This window comes from Ornithinibacter aureus (genome assembly GCF_009858245.1).
GTDB lineage: Bacteria > Actinomycetota > Actinomycetes > Actinomycetales > Dermatophilaceae > Fodinibacter > Fodinibacter aureus.
Window position 1 is genome coordinate 341101 of sequence record NZ_VMSB01000001.1, and the last position, 15633, is coordinate 356733.

Consider the following 15633-nt stretch of genomic DNA (forward strand, 5'->3'; position numbering starts at 1 on the left):
CCTCGCAGGTGAAAGTAGATCACACACTGTTTGGACAGGCATAGCGTCGCGTTATGTGTGTCCGGCATTCGGACCGGGTGTCCGGCCCGCGAACCCTGGCAGGGCCTGGGCCGCCGACCCCGTAGAGTGGGCCGCGCACCAACCGACATCCTTTAACGACCTGTCCAGTGAGGCAGGGAAGGAGGTCCGCGTCATGACGCGTGCCGAGAGCACCGTGCCCCCCGGGCACCCCCTGGACCCCGACGGTCGAACCGTCCTGTCCGCGAGTGACGTGGCCCGGGCGCTGCGCCGCATCGCCCACGAGATCCTCGAGCACAACAAGGGGCCCGACGACCTCGTCCTGCTGGGCATCCCCAGTCGAGGAGTCGAGTTGGCCCACCGGCTCGTCGATCTCATCCGTGAGGTCGAGGGCACCCAGGTCCCCGTGGGCAGCCTCGACATCACGATGCACCGCGACGACCTGCGCCACCAACCGACCCGGGCGCCGATGCACACGCAGATCCCCACCGGGGGCATCGACGACAAGGTCGTCGTCCTCGTCGACGACGTGCTCTACTCCGGGCGCACCATCCGCGCCGCCCTGGATGCGCTCTCCGACCTCGGTCGGCCGCGCGCCGTGCGCCTGGCGGTGCTCGTCGACCGCGGGCACCGCGAGCTGCCCATCCGGGCCGACCACGTCGGCAAGAACCTGCCGACCAGCCACGCCGAGAAGGTCCAGGTGCGCCTGGCCGGTCACGACGGCTCCGAGGACGTCGTGCGGATCGCCGGGGGTGACGCGCGATGAACCGTCACCTCCTCTCCAGCGCCGACCTGACCCGCGACGACGTGCGGATGCTGCTCGCGACGGCATCCGAGATGCACGAGGTGCAGCGCCGCGACGTCAAGAAGCTGCCCACGCTGCGTGGGCGCACGATCATCAACCTGTTCTTCGAGGACTCCACCCGTACCCGCAGCAGCTTCGAGATCGCGGGCAAGTGGATGAGTGCCGACACCATCAACATCACCGGCAAGGGCAGCAGCGCCAGCAAGGGTGAGAGCCTGCGCGACACGGTGCGCACCATCGACGCCATGGCCGTCGACGCCATCGTCATGCGCCACATGGCCAGCGGAGCTGCCCACCAGGTGGCCCAGTGGGTCGACGCCAGCGTCATCAACGCCGGGGACGGCACCCACGAGCACCCCACGCAGGCGCTGCTCGACGCCTACACGATCGAGCAGCGGCTCGGGGACCTCGACGGCGCCCACGTCGCGATCGTCGGCGACCTCACCCACAGCCGCGTGTTCCGCTCCAACGCGATCACGTTGCGCACGCTGGGCGCCCGGGTCACCCTCGTCGCCCCACCGACGCTGATGCCGAGCGGCATCCGCTCGTGGGCGCAGGCCGACGGCCTCGAGCTCACCGACGACCTCGACGCCGTCCTCGCGAGCGGGCCGGACGCCGTCATGATGCTGCGCGTGCAGCGCGAGCGGATGAGCGGCGGCTTCTTCCCGACTCCGCGGGAGTACACGGTCGGCTTCGGGCTGACCCGCGACCGCCTGCGGGCCCTCGCCGACGCCAACCCCGACGCCGTCATCTGCCACCCAGGCCCGATGAACCGAGGCCTGGAGATCAGCGCCGACGCCGCCGATGCCGCCCGCAGCCTCGTGCTCGACCAGGTCTCGGCAGGGGTGGCGGTGCGGATGGCTGTCCTCTACCACCTGCTCGCCGGAGAGGGGGTGGCGGCATGAGTGGGCCCTCCACGGACAGAAATCGACCAACAGGTCACTCGGGGTACGCACCCGACCTGCTCGTCGTCGGCGCCGACGTCCTCGGCGGGGGAACCGCCGACGTCCTCGTCCGCGACGGTCTCGTCGCCGCGGTCGGTGCGGATGCCGCAGCAGACGCCCCTTCCGACGTGGAGCGCATCGACGCCGACGGGCTGGTCCTGCTGCCCGGTTTCGTCGACCTGCACACCCACCTTCGCGAACCCGGCCGCGAGGACGCCGAGACGATCGCCTCTGGGTCGCGCGCCGCCGCCGTAGGCGGGTTCACGGCCGTGCTCGCGATGGCCAACACCAACCCGGTCACCGACACCGCCGAGGCAGCCGAGCGGATCCTCGACCTCGGCGCGGCCGCAGGGCTCGTCGACGTCGTGCCGGTCGGGGCCGTCACCAAGGGCCTCGACGGGGCCGAGCTCGCCGAGCTCGGCCTGATGCACCGCTCCCGCGCTCGGGTTCGGGTGTTCTCCGACGACGGCCGCTGCGTCGCCGATGGCCGGGTCATGCGCCGGGCCCTGGAGTACGTGCGGGCCTTCGGCGGAGTCATCTCCCAGCACAGCCAGGACCCGAGCCTGGCCGGGCCGCAGGCCTGCTGCCACGAGGGCGAGACCTCGGGCCGCCTGGGTCTGCCCGGCTGGCCCGCCGTGGCCGAGGCGAGCATCATCGCCCGCGACGCCATGCTCGCCGAGCACACCGGGTCGCGGGTGCACGTCGCCCACGTCAGCACGGCAGAGGGCCTCGACGTCGTCCGCTGGGCCAAGGCCCGGGGGATCGCGATGACCGCCGAGGTCACCCCGCACCACCTCGCGCTCGGCACCGACCTGCTGGCCGGCTACGACCCGGTCTTCAAGGTCAACCCGCCGCTGCGCCCCGACCCCGACCGGGCCGCCCTGATCGAGGGTCTGCTCGACGGCACCATCGACGCCATCGCCACCGACCACGCCCCGCACGCGCGGCACGACAAGGAACACGCGTTCGTCGACGCCGCGTTCGGGATGCTCGGCCTCGAGACCGCCTTCGCGGTCGTCCACGACCTGCTCGTCGCCGACGGCCGCCTGCCGTGGCGCGACCTCGCCCGGTTGATGTCGGTCGCCCCGGCCGCCATCGCCGGGTTGGCCGACCACGGCCGCCCGATCGCCCCCGGCGAGCCCGCCAACCTCGTGCTCGTCGATCCCACAGCCTCGGTCACCGTCGACCGGGACTCCTCGCAGTCCCTGTCCCGCAACACCCCGTGGCACGGAGCCAGCCTCACCGGCGCCGTCCGCACGACGATCTTGCGCGGTCGCGTCACCGCGCACGAAGGAGCGCCCACCTCATGCTGACCACCCGCGAGCCCGCCGTCCTCGTGCTCGAGGACGGCCGCACGTTCACCGGCCGGGCCTACGGCCACCGCGGCAGCACGGTCGGCGAGGCCGTCTTCAACACCGGCATGACCGGCTACCAGGAGACCCTCACCGACCCCAGCTACCACCGCCAGGTCGTCGTCATGACGGCCCCCCACGTCGGCAACACCGGCTGGAACGACGAGGACGACGAGTCCGGCCGCATCTGGGTCTCCGGCTTCGTCGTGCGCGACCCCGCCCTGAGGCCCTCGAACTGGCGCTCCCAGCGCTCCCTCGAGGACGAGCTCGACGCGCAGGGCGTCGTCGGCATCTGCGACCTCGACACCCGGGCGCTCACCCGCCACCTGCGCGAGCGCGGCGCCATGCGCGTTGGCATCTTCTCGGGGGATGCCGCGAGCGCACCTCGCGAGCGCCTCCTCACCCAGGTCATCGACGCACCGTCGATGACCGGTGCAGCCCTGGCCGAGCAGGTGGCCACCCAGGAGGCCTACGTCGTGCCGGCGGTGGGGGAGAGGCGCTTCACCGTGGCCGCGGTCGACCTCGGCATCAAGGCGATGACGCCGACGATGATGGCGCAGCGCGGCATCGAGGTGCACGTGCTGCCCGCCACCGCGACCATCGAGCAGATCCGGGAGATCGCCCCGGACGGGGTGTTCTTCTCCAACGGCCCCGGCGACCCGAGCACCGCCGAGCGCCAGGCCGAGCTCCTGCGCGCCGTGCTGCGCGACGGCATCCCCTACTTCGGCATCTGCTTCGGCAACCAGATCCTCGGCAAGGCACTCGGGTTCGGCACCTACAAGCTGAAGTACGGCCACCGCGGCATCAACCAGCCGGTCATGGACCGCACGACAGGCAAGGTCGAGGTGACCGCCCACAACCACGGGTTCGCGGTCGACGCGCCGCTCGACACGGTCACCGAGACCGAGTTCGGCAGCGTCGCGGTCAGCCACGTCTGCCTCAACGACGACGTCGTCGAGGGTCTCGAGGTGCGCCGGGGCGGGCAGCTCAGCGCCTTCTCGGTCCAGTACCACCCCGAGGCCGCGGCCGGCCCGCACGACGCCGCCTACCTGTTCGACCGGTTCGTCGACCTCATGCAGGCGTCCCGAACACCAGACACCACGCAGGGAGAGGTGGCCTGAGGTGCCCAAGCGCGACGACATCACGTCCGTCCTCGTCATCGGCTCCGGCCCGATCGTCATCGGGCAGGCCTGCGAGTTCGACTACTCGGGCACCCAGGCGTGCCGCGTCCTGCGCGAGGAGGGCATCCGCGTCATCCTCGTCAACTCCAACCCGGCGACGATCATGACCGACCCCGAGTTCGCCGACGCGACCTACGTCGAGCCGATCACCCCGGAGATCGTCGAGAAGATCATCGCCAAGGAGCGACCGGATGCCGTGCTCGCCACCCTGGGCGGGCAGACTGCGCTGAACTGCGCGATCGCGCTGCACGAGCGCGGCGTCCTCGCGAAGTACGACGCGCCCCTCATCGGGGCCAACGTCGAGGCCATCGAGCTCGGGGAGGACCGGGAGAAGTTCAAGGGCGTGGTGGAGCGCTGCGGCGCCGAGTCGGCCCGCTCGGTCATCTGCCACTCCATGGGTGAGGTGCTCGCCGCGGCCGACGACCTCGGCTACCCGGTCGTCGTGCGTCCCTCGTTCACCATGGGGGGACTGGGCAGCGGGTTCGCGCACGACGAGGACGAGCTCGTGCGCATCGCCGGTGCGGGCCTGCAGTACAGCCCGGTCACCGAGGTGCTCCTCGAGGAGTCGATTCTGGGGTGGAAGGAGTACGAGCTCGAGGTGATGCGCGACCACGCCGACAACGTCGTCGTCGTGTGCTCCATCGAGAACTTCGACCCGATGGGCGTGCACACCGGCGACTCGATCACCGTGGCGCCCGCGCTGACCCTCACCGACCGGGAGTACCAGCGCCTGCGCGACGTCGGCATCGCGATCATCCGCGAGGTCGGGGTCGACACCGGTGGCTGCAACATCCAGTTCGCGATCAACCCGGTCGACGGGCGGCTCATCGTCATCGAGATGAACCCCCGCGTCTCGCGGTCCTCCGCGCTGGCGTCCAAGGCCACCGGGTTCCCGATCGCGAAGATCGCGGCGAAGATGGCGATCGGCTACACCCTCGACGAGGTGCGCAACGACATCACCTCCGGGGGGCTCCGCCCCCCGGAATCCCCCCAAGAAACGACCCCGTGGTATTCGGCCGCTTTTGAGCCGACGCTCGACTACGTCGTCGTCAAGGTGCCGCGGTTCGCGTTCGAGAAGTTCCCCGCGGCCGACGACACCCTGACGACGACGATGAAGTCGGTCGGTGAGGCGATGGCGATCGGGCGCAACTTCACCGAGGCCCTCCAGAAGGCCCTGCGCTCCCTGGAGAAGAAGGGCAGCAGCTTCCACTGGGACGGCGAACGCCCGACGACCGAGCAGGCCCGCGAGATCCTCGCCGTGGCCACCCGCCCGACCGACGGCCGCATCATCGCCGTCCAGCAGGCGCTGCGCGGGGGCCTGTCGGTCGAGGACGTCCACGAGGCCACCGGCATCGACCCGTGGTTCCTGGACCAGATGGCCCTCATCGAGCAGATCGCGGATGCCGTCGCGGACGCCCCGGAACTGACCCCCGACCTGCTGCGGCTGGCCAAGACCCACGGGTTCAGCGACGCCCAGCTCGCCGGGCTGCGCGCCATGCCCGAGGCAGTGGTGCGCGGGGTGCGCCACGCCCTGGGGGTGCGCCCGGTCTTCAAGACGGTCGACACCTGCGCCGCCGAGTTCGCGGCCCAGACGCCCTACCACTACAGCACCTACGACGAGGAGAACGAGGTCGCCCCGCGTGAGCGGCCCGCCGTGCTCATCCTCGGGTCGGGCCCCAACCGCATCGGTCAGGGCGTGGAGTTCGACTACTCCTGCGTCCACGCCAGCTTCGCCCTGCGCGACGCCGGCTACGACACCGTCATGGTCAACTGCAACCCCGAGACGGTGTCCACCGACTACGACACGAGCAGCCGCCTGTACTTCGAGCCGCTGACCCTCGAGGACGTCCTGGAGGTGGTCCACGCCGAGCGGCAGGCCGGCCCGATCGCCGGGGTCATCGTGCAACTCGGTGGCCAGACCCCGCTCGGCCTGGCCAAGGCGCTCAAGGCCGAGGGGGTGCCGATCGTCGGCACCTCACCCGAGGCCATCGACCTCGCCGAGGACCGTGGCGCATTCGGCCGCGTGCTGCACGAGGCGAACCTGCCCGCGCCCAAGCACGGCACGGCCTACAGCGCCCACGAGGCCGTCGACATCGCCCGCGAGATCGGCTACCCGGTGCTCGTGCGTCCGTCGTACGTGCTCGGCGGGCGTGGCATGGAGATCGTCTTCGACGACGAGACGCTCTCCGGCTACGTCGAGCGGGCCACGATCGCCAGCCCGGAGCACCCCGTGCTCGTCGACCGCTTCCTCGACGACGCGATCGAGATCGACGTCGACGTGCTCTACGACGGGGTCGACATCTACGTCGGCGGGATCATGGAGCACATCGAGGAGGCCGGCATCCACTCGGGCGACTCCTCGTGCACGCTGCCGCCGGTGACCCTCGGCGACAGCGAGCTCGAGCGGGTGCGCGTTTCGACCCGCAAGCTTGCCGAGGGCATCGGGGTGCGTGGCCTGATGAACGTGCAGTTCGCCCTCGCGCAGGACATCCTCTACGTGCTCGAGGCGAACCCGCGTGCGTCGCGGACCGTCCCGTTCGTCGCCAAGGCGACCGGGGTGCCGATCGCCAAGGCGGCCGCCCGGATCATGCTCGGCGCGACGATCGCCGAGCTTCGTGAGGAAGGGCTGCTGCCGGCGCACACCGACGGTGGTCGGATGCCGGCCCACGCGCCGATGTCGGTCAAGGAGGCCGTGCTGCCCTTCAAGCGCTTCCGCACGGCCGACGGGCTGGTCGTCGACAGCCTGCTCGGCCCGGAGATGCGGTCCACCGGCGAGGTCATGGGCATCGACACCGACTTCGGCCGGGCCTTCGCCAAGGCCCAGCTCGGCGCCATCAGCGGGCTGCCCACGACGGGAACGGTGTTCGTGTCGGTGGCCAACCGCGACAAGCGGGCGATCATCTTCCCGGTCAAGCGCCTGCTCGACCTCGGCTTCCGGATCGTGTCGACGTCGGGCACCGCAGACGTGCTGCGCCGCAACGGCATCGAGGCCGAGGTCGTGCTCAAGCACGCCGAGCGCGGCCCCGAGGGCCGGTCGATCGTCGACTGGATCAACGCCGGTGAGGTCGACATGGTCGTCAACAGCCCGAGCGGGCCGAGCGCGTCTGCCCGGGCCGACGGCTACGCCATCCGGGCGGCGACGACCGCCATGGACAAGCCGATCATCACGACGGTGCAGCAGCTGGCTGCCGCGGTCCAGGCGATCGAGGCCGTGATCACCGGCGACCTCGACGTCACCCCGTTGCAGCAGCACGCGGCCGACCTCGACCTCTACGGCGTGCAGGCGCCGGCGTGAGCGCGGCCAGCGTCGCCCCGACGGCGGGAGGGGTCACCCAGGTCGTCGGCAGCGTCGTCGCCAACGACCCCGTGGGCGCCTACCGCCACCTGGTGATCTCGGCCCCCGGGGTGGCTGAGCTCGCCTCGCCCGGGCAGTTCGTGGCCCTCGCGGTCGGCGGGCCCACCTCGGCCACCCTGTTGCGCCGGTGCTTCTCCCTGCACCGGGTGGATGCCGGGCGCGGCACCGTCGAGGTCGTCATCGCGGCGCACGGGCCGGGCACGACGTGGCTGACCCAGGTGCGCGTCGGCGACCCCGTCGACGTCGTGGCTCCGCTCGGACAGCCCTTCCCGCTGCCCGCGGAACCCACGGCGTGCGTGCTCGTCGGTGGTGGCTACGGCTCGGCCCCGTTGTTCTGGCTGGCGCAGGCCCTGCGCGAGCGCGGCTGCCACGTTGAGCTGGTGCTGGGGGCGGCGACGCGAGACCGGCTCTTCGGGGTCGACCTCGCGGACGGCACCACCGACGGCGTCACCGTGACCACCGATGACGGCTCCGCCGGGCACCGGGGGTGGGTCTCGGACGTGCTCGGCGACGTCATCACCCGCGCGGGCGCCACCGAGGTCTTCGCCTGCGGCCCGATGGCGATGCTGAAGTCGGTCACCGACGTCGCCGCCGCCCACGCGGCCGTGGCCCACGTGGCCGTCGAGGAGTCGATGGCCTGCGGCGTCGGGGTGTGCATGACCTGTGTCCTGCCGATCACCACGCAGGACGGGGTGACCAAGATGCTCCGCTCGTGCGTCGACGGCCCGGTGTTCCGGGGTGACAGCGTGCGCTGGGACGCCTTCGCGAACGGCATCTGCCACGTCCCCGCCGACACCGTCGGCGCTCCTCGGGCGGGGGGTCACTGATGGTCGACATGTCCACCACGCTGGGACCGGTGACGTTGCCGAACCCCGTCATGACGGCATCCGGGTGCGCCGCCAACGGCCAGGAACTGCACCGGTTCTTCCCCGTCGACGAACTCGGTGCCTTCGTCACCAAGACGGTGATGGCTGCCCCGCGGTCGGGTCGCGGCACACCACGGATGGCCGAGACGGCGTCCGGCATGCTCAACTCGATCGGGCTCCAGGGGCCGGGCATCGAGGCGTTCCTCGAGAACGACCTCGCCTGGCTGGCCTCCGTGGGCGCTCGAGTGCTCGTCTCCATCGCCGGCAACACCGCGGCGGAGTTCGGCGAGGTCGCTGAGCGGCTGGCCAGCAGCCCCGCTTTCGCGGCCGTCGTCGGGGTCGAGGTCAACATCTCGTGCCCCAACGTCGCGAACCGCGGTCTGGTGTTCGCGTGCGATCCCGTGTCGTCCGACGCGGTGGTGCGACTCGTGCGCGAGAGCCTGCCCGCGACGACGCCGATCTTCGCCAAGCTCACCCCGGACGTCACCGACATCGTGACCATCGCGGATGCCGCGCTCGGGGCCGGCGCCGACGGCCTGACGATGATCAACACCCTGCTGGGCATGGTCATCGACACCGACCTGCTGCGCCCCCAGCTGGCCGGGGTCACCGGGGGTCTGTCCGGCCCCGCCGTGCGCCCCGTCGCCGTGCGCGCCCTGTGGCAGGTCACCGCGGCGATGCGGGACGGGCGCCTGCCCACCGCACCCCTCATCGGCGTGGGGGGAGTGCGCACCGGTCGTGACGCCCTCGAGCTCGTCGCGGCCGGCGCCAGTGCCGTGCAGGTCGGTACCGCGACGTTCAACGACCCCTCGCGGCCGCGCCGGGTCGTCGACGAGCTCGAGGCCGAGATCGCCCGCCACGGCTTCACCCGCTTCGCCGACGTCGTCGGCATCGCCCACGACAGGATGGTTTCGCCATGAGTCCCGACCCGTTCGGCGTGCGCCTGCGCGCCGCCATGGACACGCACGGCCCGCTGTGCGTCGGCATCGACCCGCACGCCGCGCTGCTCCGGGCGTGGGGGCTGCCGGTCGACCTGTCCGGGCTCGAGCGCTTCGCGATGACGTGCGTCGAGGCCTTCGCCGGGCGGGTCGCGGTCGTCAAGCCCCAGTCGGCCTTCTTCGAGGTGTTCGGCTCGCGCGGGGTGGCGGTGCTCGAGCGGGTGCTCGGTGACCTGCGCGACGCCGGGACCCTGACGATCCTGGACGCCAAGCGCGGGGACATCGGCTCGACGATGGAGGCCTACGCACAGGCGTTCCTCTCCGACGAGGGGCCGGGTCGTGCCGATGCCCTCACCGTGAGCCCCTTCCTCGGCTACGGGTCGCTGCGCCCGGCGCTGGACGTCGCCGCCGCCACCGGCCGCGGGGTGTTCGTGCTCGCGTTGACGTCGAACCCGGAGGGTCCGCAGGTGCAACACGCCGAGGCGAACGGTCGCTCCGTCGCCGCAGCCGTCGTGGACGGCGCCGCTGCCGACAACGCACAGGCCGCCGCCCGCGGCGAGCTGGGCCACGTCGGCCTTGTCGTCGGGGCAACCGTCGGGGATGCCGTGGCGCGCCTCGGTCTCGGCCTCGCCGCCAGCGCCGCACCGCTCCTCGCACCGGGGCTCGGCGCGCAAGGGGCCGGGCCCGGTGACCTGCGCGCGGTGTTCGGTGACGCCGTGGGCAACGTGCTGCCGAACGTGTCGCGCTCGGTGCTCTCTGCGGGGCCGTCGGTCCAGGCTCTCGCGGCCGCCGCGGCACGTGACGCCGAGAGCGTGCGTGCAGCCCTGTGAGCCAGCGCTAGAGTCGAACCACTTCCCGTCGGGTGCTGACGCAGATGGCCCCGCATGTCGCCGAAGGACGCACCCGTGGCACTTCCGCCGCTCACCCCCGAACAGCGTTCCGCTGCCCTGGCCAAGGCGGCGGCGTCCCGGCGTGAGCGCGCCGAGGTCAAGCACCGCCTCAAGCACTCGGGCCTCTCGCTCGCCGAGGTCATCGACGCGGGCAAGACGAACGAGGTCGTCGGCAAGATGCGCGTCTGCGCCCTGCTGGAGTCGATGCCCGGCGTCGGTCGGGTCCGGGCGCGGCAGATCATGGAGGAGGTCGGCATCTCCGAGAGCCGCCGCGTGCGCGGTCTCGGACAGAACCAGGCCGCCGCCCTGATCGAGCGCTTCGGACGGTGAGTGCCCCCTCGCGCCTGACGGTCCTCGCGGGGCCCACCGCCGTCGGCAAGGGCACCGTGGCGGCCTACGTGCGCGAACACCACCCCGAGGTCTGGGTCTCGGTGTCCGCGACGACCCGCCGCCCACGACCCGGTGAGGTCGACGGCATCCACTACCACTTCGTCGACGACGAGCACTTCGACGCGATGGTGCGCGACGGTGAGCTGCTCGAATGGGCGGTGGTGCACGGCCGCGCCAAGTACGGCACGCCTCGGGGCCCGGTCGAGCAGGCGCTGGCCGCCGGGCGACCGGCCCTGCTCGAGATCGACCTCCAGGGCGCACGGCAGGTGCGCGAGAGCATGCCCGAGGCGCTGTTCGTCTTCCTCGCCCCTCCCACGTGGGACGAACTGGTGCGCCGGCTCGTCGGGCGGGGGACCGAGGGTGCGGAGGAACGTGAGGCCCGACTGGACACCGCGAGGGTCGAACTGGCCTCCGCGAGCGAGTTCGACGTGACCGTCCTCAACGACGACGTCCATCGCGCCGCCGAGGAACTCGTATCATTGATGAGAAACCCCTCCACCTGAGCGAAGCGAGATCCAGCGTGTCCGGAACCGTGGCCGACCCCATCGGCATCACCAACCCCCCGATCGACGAGCTCCTCGAGCGCGCCGACTCCAAGTACTCCCTGGTGCTCTACTCCGCGAAGCGGGCCCGGCAGATCAACGCCTACTACGCCCAGCTCCAGGAGGGCCTGCTCGAGTACGTCGGTCCGCTGGTCGACTCCGAGGTGCACGAGAAGCCGATGTCGATCGCCCTTCGCGAGATCAACGAGGGCCTGCTGACCTCGACCCCCACGCCCTCCCAGGGCTGACCTGACGTGGGCGCCGGGGTGGATGCGTGAAGGTCGTCCTCGGCGTTGCCGGTGGCATCGCCGCCTACAAGGCCGCGTCGCTGCTGCGCCTGTTCACCGAGGCCGGGCACGACGCCACGGTGGTGCCCACCCAGGCCGCGCTGAACTTCGTCGGCGCGGCCACCTGGTCGGCGTTGTCCGGCAAGCCCGTGCACACCGACGTGTGGTCCGACATCACGGCGGTTCCGCACGTGCGGATCGGCCAGGAAGCCGACCTCGTCGTCGTGGCGCCGGCCACCGCTGACCTGCTCGCCCGTGCGGCCACCGGGCAGGCGAACGACCTGCTCACGACGGTGCTGCTCACGGCCCGGTGCCCGGTGGTGATGGCGCCCGCCATGCACACCGAGATGTGGGAGCACGCTGCCACCCAGGCGAACGTCGCGACGCTCAGCGAGCGCGGCATCCACATCGTGCCCCCGGCATCCGGGCGCCTCACGGGCAGCGACACCGGCCCCGGCCGCCTGCCCGAGCCCGAGGACCTGTTCGCGGTCTGCACCCGCCTCTTCCCGACTCTTCCTGCCGGTGGCGGGGCAACACGCCGCTCCGACGTGGACTCGGCGGCGGCCGGCAGGAAAGGTCAGGACCTCACGGGCCTGCGAGTGGTCGTGAGCGCCGGGGGCACCCGCGAGCCGCTCGACCCCGTGCGCTACCTCGGCAACCGCTCGTCCGGCAAGCAGGGGTACGCCCTCGCGCAGGCCGCTGCCGACCGCGGCGCCGACGTCACCCTGGTGTCGTCGTCGTCTCTGCCCGTGCCGGCCGGCGTCACGCTCGTTCCCGTCGAGACCGCCCTGGAGCTTCAGGCCGCGGTCACGGATGCCGTGCGTGGGGCCGACGTCGTCGTCATGGCGGCCGCCGTGGCCGACTTCCGCCCGGCGGCCTATGCCGACCACAAGATCAAGAAGTCGCACGAGGCCGCGGCCGACGGCAGCGCCGACGAGTCGGCCCCCGTCGTGACCCTGGTGCGAAACCCCGACATCCTCGCCGGGCTCGTCCAGGCCCGGGGGAGTGCCACCACCCCCGTCATCGTGGGGTTCGCCGCCGAGACCGGTGACGGCGAGGCCTCCGTGCTCGAGCACGGGCGGGCCAAGCTCGCCCGCAAGGACTGTGACCTGCTCGTCGTGAACGAGGTGGGGGTCGGTGTCACCTTCGGGCAGGACGACAACACCGTGCACATCCTCGAGCGCGGCACCGATCACGTGACCGACATCGGGCCGGCCACGAAGCTCGAGGTCGCGCACGCGGTCTGGGACGCCGTCACCGACCTCCTCTGACGCACGTATTCCACTCCAGCCACCGGGAAGCAGGTGGCTGGAGTGCAATACGTGCGGGTGGGTCAGCGGCGGGCCGAAGCCTTGGCCTTGCGAGCGGTACCCGGCACGCGGACCTGCTCGTCCGAGCCCTGGTCGGCCGCCGGCTCCTCGGTCTCGGCGGTCTCGGATGCCGTGTGGTCGCCTTCGGCGGTGTCGGATGCCGTGTGGTCGGCCTCGACCTCGGCGCTGGCCTCGCTCGCGTCCTCGGACCCAACCGTCGGGACCTGCTCGGCGTCCTGCTCCGGAGCCTGCTCCGCGGGAGCGTCGGCGCCGGCCGCGGCATCCAGGGCGGTGACCGCGGCCGGACCACCGAGGGTGGCGAGCATGTTGCGCACGTTGCTCAGCTGGGCGGTGATGCTGTCACGGCGTGCCGTCGCAGCGTTGAGCTCACGCTCGGAGTCCCGGCGCACCCGCTCGGCCTGCTCCTTGGCCGACGCGACGAGCGCGGCTGCCTCAGAGCGGGCGGCGTCGAGCACGCGCGCGGCCTCCTGCGCCGCCGCCGCGCGGTCCTGCTCGGCCTCGCGAGCCAGCAGGTCGGCGCGCTCCTGGACGGCAGCCAGGGCCTGGTCCTGCTTGGCCATCTGGCCGGTGAAGTCTGCGGTGGCCTTCTCCCGCCGCTCGGCGAGGGTGCGCTCGAAGTCCGCGGCGGAAGCGGCCGCGGTGGCCCGCTGCTTCTCGAAGTAGGCCTCGGCCTCCTCGCGGCGGGCCGCAGCCTCGCGGGCGGCGTCGTCCACGATCGAGTCGGCCTCCTGCTTGGCACGGGCCAGGGCCTGCTCGGCGTCCACGTCGGCGCGCGAGCGGCGGTCCTCGGCGTACCTGTCGGCCTCGGACCGCGCCAAAGCGGCGGCCTCATCGGCGGCAAAGCGGGTCTGGCCGGCCTCCTCCTCGGCGGTGGCGCGAATGGCGGCGGCCTCCTCGTCAGCCAGCGTGAGGATCGAGCCGATCCGCTCCCCGAGGTCGGCGAACGACGGGCTCGACGCCCGCCGGGCCTGCTCCTCGAGCTCTGCCACGCTGCGCCGCTGGCCGTCGACCTCCTGCATGAGCGCGTCGTGCGACTGGCGCAGCTTGGTCAGCGACACCGAGGCGGCGGCGGCCTCCTGCTGGGCGGCCTCAGCCGCCTGTCGGGCCGCGTCGGCGGCCTGCCGCAGCGCACTGACGTGCTGGTCGACCGTCGCGGGGTCGTACCCGCGGAAGACGGTGGGGAACTCGGGCTGGTTCATCAGGACTCCTGGTTGGGCGGGGTTTGTTGGGGCGGAAGGTCTTCGGGCACGGCCAGGGCGTCGATGACCCCTGAGAGGCTGCCGAGCTGGGCGGTGATGGCGTCACGGCGCGCTGCGAGGGTGTGCACCTCGGCACGAGCCCGCTCGACGGCCGCTTGGGCCTCGGCCCGAACGGCCTCGGCCCGGACCCTGGCCTCCTCGGAGGTCCGCAGGATCTCGGCCCGGGCGGCGCGGTGGTGCTCGTGGGCTTCTCGGTGCATGCGCTCGACGTCGACGGCGGCCCGTTCCCGAACCAGGGCAGCACCCTGTTCGGCCTCGGTCGTTCGACGGGTTGCCCGCTCGAGCGCCTCCTCGGCACGCTGCTGCGCCTCGTCGACGACCCGCTGGGACTCGCGCGCGGCCGCCTCGCGGGTACGGACGGCATCCGCCTGCGCCTCGGCGAGGACGGCCTCGGCCTGCTCACGCAGCCGCCGCGCCTCGGACTCGGCCTCGGCGAGGCGGTCGGCTCCCTTGGCCGTCGCCGCAGCGAGCAGGGTCTGCACCTGCTGTCGATGGGCGCGCGAGCGATCAGCGAGGTCGCGGTGGTGGGCGCGGGCCCGATCCTCGGCGTCGGAGCGTGCACCCGTGACGAGGTCGCGCACCGTGGCCTGCGCCCAGGCCAGGTGCGCCTGAGCGGCAGCCATGACGGAGTCTGCCTCCGCTCGCGCGTCGGCCAGCAGTTCGTCGGCGCGGGCCGAGGCCGCGCCCACCAATGACTCCGCCTCCGCGCGGGATGCCTCGTCACGCTCGGTGATCTCGGCCAGCACCTGCGCTGCCCGGGCCTGCGCCTCTCCCCGGTGCATGAGGGAGAACTGCTCCGCCTCGCGGCGCAGACCGTCGAGCTCGGCCAGCGTGCTCTCACGAAGGGTGTTCAGCTCGGTGGTGTGGGCGGTGTGCTCGCTGCTCCATCGCTGCTGGTGGGCCCGCTCGTCGTCGGCCAGCCGGGCGAGCGTCTTCTCGTGCTCGCGACGGGCCTGCTCGAGGATCGCCTCGGCGTCGGACCGGGCCTGCGTCAGCTCGGCCTGGGCCTGCTCGGTCGCGACGCTCAGGGCCTCGTCGCTGGCCTTGGTCGCCCGCGCTCGCAGCAGCGCGGCCTGGTCGGCGGCGTCGGCGAGCATGATCTCGACCTCGGCCCGGGTCTCCTCGAGCCGACGGGACGCCTCGGCCCGGGCGGCGGCGATCCCGGCACGCAGGTCATCGAGCTCGTGGCCGGCCTCCTGCGCCTGCGCGCGAAGGCGAGTGGCCTCGTCGCGGGCGGAGGCCACCTCACGGTGGGCCTCCAGCCGCAGGTCGTCGGCCAGCAGCTGCGCACGGGTCAGCAGGGACAACGCTTCCGCGGCGGGGTCCGCGGAGGCAGCGCCTCCGGCGTCCCCGACCGCCCCAGGGCTCACCGAACGGTCTGACACGACGCTTATGGTCTCATCCCCCGAGCGACCACGTGGCCGCGAGTCGGTGGAACTGCACCGCCGCCCGTAGAATCTCGTGGGCAGTTGCAC

Annotated in this window: 14 protein-coding genes; 12 read left to right on the forward strand and 2 right to left on the reverse strand. The window is 72.3% G+C overall.

Annotation, left to right across the window (positions count from 1 at the left end):
- The first annotated feature begins 193 nt into the window (after positions 1-193).
- From pyrR to C8E84_RS01750, 12 genes are all read left to right on the forward strand, one after another.
- Complete coding sequence (gene pyrR, locus C8E84_RS01695; RefSeq protein ID WP_159898927.1) at positions 194-784, forward strand: bifunctional pyr operon transcriptional regulator/uracil phosphoribosyltransferase PyrR; 591 nt, start codon at positions 194-196, stop codon at positions 782-784.
- Complete coding sequence (locus tag C8E84_RS01700; RefSeq protein WP_159898929.1) at positions 781-1728, forward strand: aspartate carbamoyltransferase catalytic subunit; 948 nt, start codon at positions 781-783, stop codon at positions 1726-1728. The genes pyrR and C8E84_RS01700 overlap by 4 nt, the downstream gene beginning before the upstream one ends.
- Positions 1725-3080, forward strand: a complete 1356-nt coding sequence (locus C8E84_RS01705) for a dihydroorotase (RefSeq protein ID WP_159898931.1) — start codon at positions 1725-1727, stop codon at positions 3078-3080. Before C8E84_RS01700 ends, C8E84_RS01705 begins: the two co-directional genes overlap by 4 nt.
- A complete protein-coding gene (gene carA / locus C8E84_RS01710) occupies positions 3074-4240 on the forward strand; it encodes a glutamine-hydrolyzing carbamoyl-phosphate synthase small subunit (RefSeq protein ID WP_159898933.1) in 1167 nt (388 codons plus the stop codon). The genes C8E84_RS01705 and carA overlap by 7 nt, the downstream gene beginning before the upstream one ends.
- A gap of 1 nt (position 4241) precedes the next feature.
- The gene (gene carB / locus C8E84_RS01715; RefSeq protein ID WP_159898935.1) at positions 4242-7595 is read left to right on the forward strand and encodes a carbamoyl-phosphate synthase large subunit; all 3354 of its coding nucleotides are present in this window, start codon (positions 4242-4244) and stop codon (positions 7593-7595) included.
- The gene (locus tag C8E84_RS01720) at positions 7592-8482 is read left to right on the forward strand and encodes a dihydroorotate dehydrogenase electron transfer subunit (RefSeq protein WP_159898937.1); all 891 of its coding nucleotides are present in this window, start codon (positions 7592-7594) and stop codon (positions 8480-8482) included. Before carB ends, C8E84_RS01720 begins: the two co-directional genes overlap by 4 nt.
- 8 nt (positions 8483-8490) lie before the next feature.
- Positions 8491-9441, forward strand: coding sequence for a dihydroorotate dehydrogenase (locus C8E84_RS01725; RefSeq protein WP_246196719.1), 951 nt, complete (start codon positions 8491-8493; stop codon positions 9439-9441).
- Positions 9438-10289, forward strand: a complete 852-nt coding sequence (gene pyrF, locus C8E84_RS01730; RefSeq protein ID WP_159898941.1) for an orotidine-5'-phosphate decarboxylase — start codon at positions 9438-9440, stop codon at positions 10287-10289. The genes C8E84_RS01725 and pyrF overlap by 4 nt, the downstream gene beginning before the upstream one ends.
- A gap of 75 nt (positions 10290-10364) precedes the next feature.
- Positions 10365-10679: an integration host factor, actinobacterial type gene (mihF, locus tag C8E84_RS01735; protein WP_159898943.1), complete on the forward strand. Its 315-nt coding sequence runs from the start codon at positions 10365-10367 to the stop codon at positions 10677-10679.
- Positions 10676-11242 (forward strand): guanylate kinase, encoded by a 567-nt coding sequence (gene gmk, locus C8E84_RS01740; protein ID WP_159898945.1) that lies wholly within the window; start codon positions 10676-10678, stop codon positions 11240-11242. The genes mihF and gmk overlap by 4 nt, the downstream gene beginning before the upstream one ends.
- 17 nt (positions 11243-11259) lie before the next feature.
- On the forward strand, positions 11260-11529 hold the full coding sequence (gene rpoZ, locus C8E84_RS01745; RefSeq protein WP_159898947.1) for a DNA-directed RNA polymerase subunit omega: 270 nt from the start codon (positions 11260-11262) through the stop codon (positions 11527-11529).
- 26 nt (positions 11530-11555) lie between these two features.
- Complete coding sequence (locus tag C8E84_RS01750) at positions 11556-12839, forward strand: bifunctional phosphopantothenoylcysteine decarboxylase/phosphopantothenate synthase (RefSeq protein WP_159898949.1); 1284 nt, start codon at positions 11556-11558, stop codon at positions 12837-12839.
- 62 nt (positions 12840-12901) lie between these two features.
- Here C8E84_RS01750 and C8E84_RS01755 read toward each other — a convergent pair whose 3' ends face one another.
- Positions 12902-14098 carry a prolipoprotein diacylglyceryl transferase gene (locus tag C8E84_RS01755; RefSeq protein WP_159898951.1) on the reverse strand — a complete coding sequence of 399 codons (1197 nt, stop codon included), beginning with the start codon at positions 14096-14098 and terminating at the stop codon, positions 12902-12904.
- Positions 14098-15543, reverse strand: a complete 1446-nt coding sequence (locus tag C8E84_RS01760) for a hypothetical protein (RefSeq protein ID WP_159898953.1) — start codon at positions 15541-15543, stop codon at positions 14098-14100. Before C8E84_RS01760 ends, C8E84_RS01755 begins: the two co-directional genes overlap by 1 nt.
- Between the last annotated feature and the right edge of the window lie 90 nt (positions 15544-15633).

Bases quoted from the DNA above. Each gene is read 5' to 3' on its own strand.
- pyrF (WP_159898941.1), top strand. From the start codon at position 9,438: ATGAGTCCCGACCCGTTCGGCGTGCGCCTGCGCGCCGCCATGGACACG.
- C8E84_RS01755 (WP_159898951.1), bottom strand. From the start codon at position 14,098: ATGAACCAGCCCGAGTTCCCCACCGTCTTCCGCGGGTACGACCCCGCG.
- C8E84_RS01725 (WP_246196719.1), top strand. From the start codon at position 8,491: ATGTCCACCACGCTGGGACCGGTGACGTTGCCGAACCCCGTCATGACG.
- pyrR (WP_159898927.1), top strand. From the start codon at position 194: ATGACGCGTGCCGAGAGCACCGTGCCCCCCGGGCACCCCCTGGACCCC.
- C8E84_RS01705 (WP_159898931.1), top strand. From the start codon at position 1,725: ATGAGTGGGCCCTCCACGGACAGAAATCGACCAACAGGTCACTCGGGG.
- C8E84_RS01700 (WP_159898929.1), top strand. From the start codon at position 781: ATGAACCGTCACCTCCTCTCCAGCGCCGACCTGACCCGCGACGACGTG.
- carA (WP_159898933.1), top strand. From the start codon at position 3,074: ATGCTGACCACCCGCGAGCCCGCCGTCCTCGTGCTCGAGGACGGCCGC.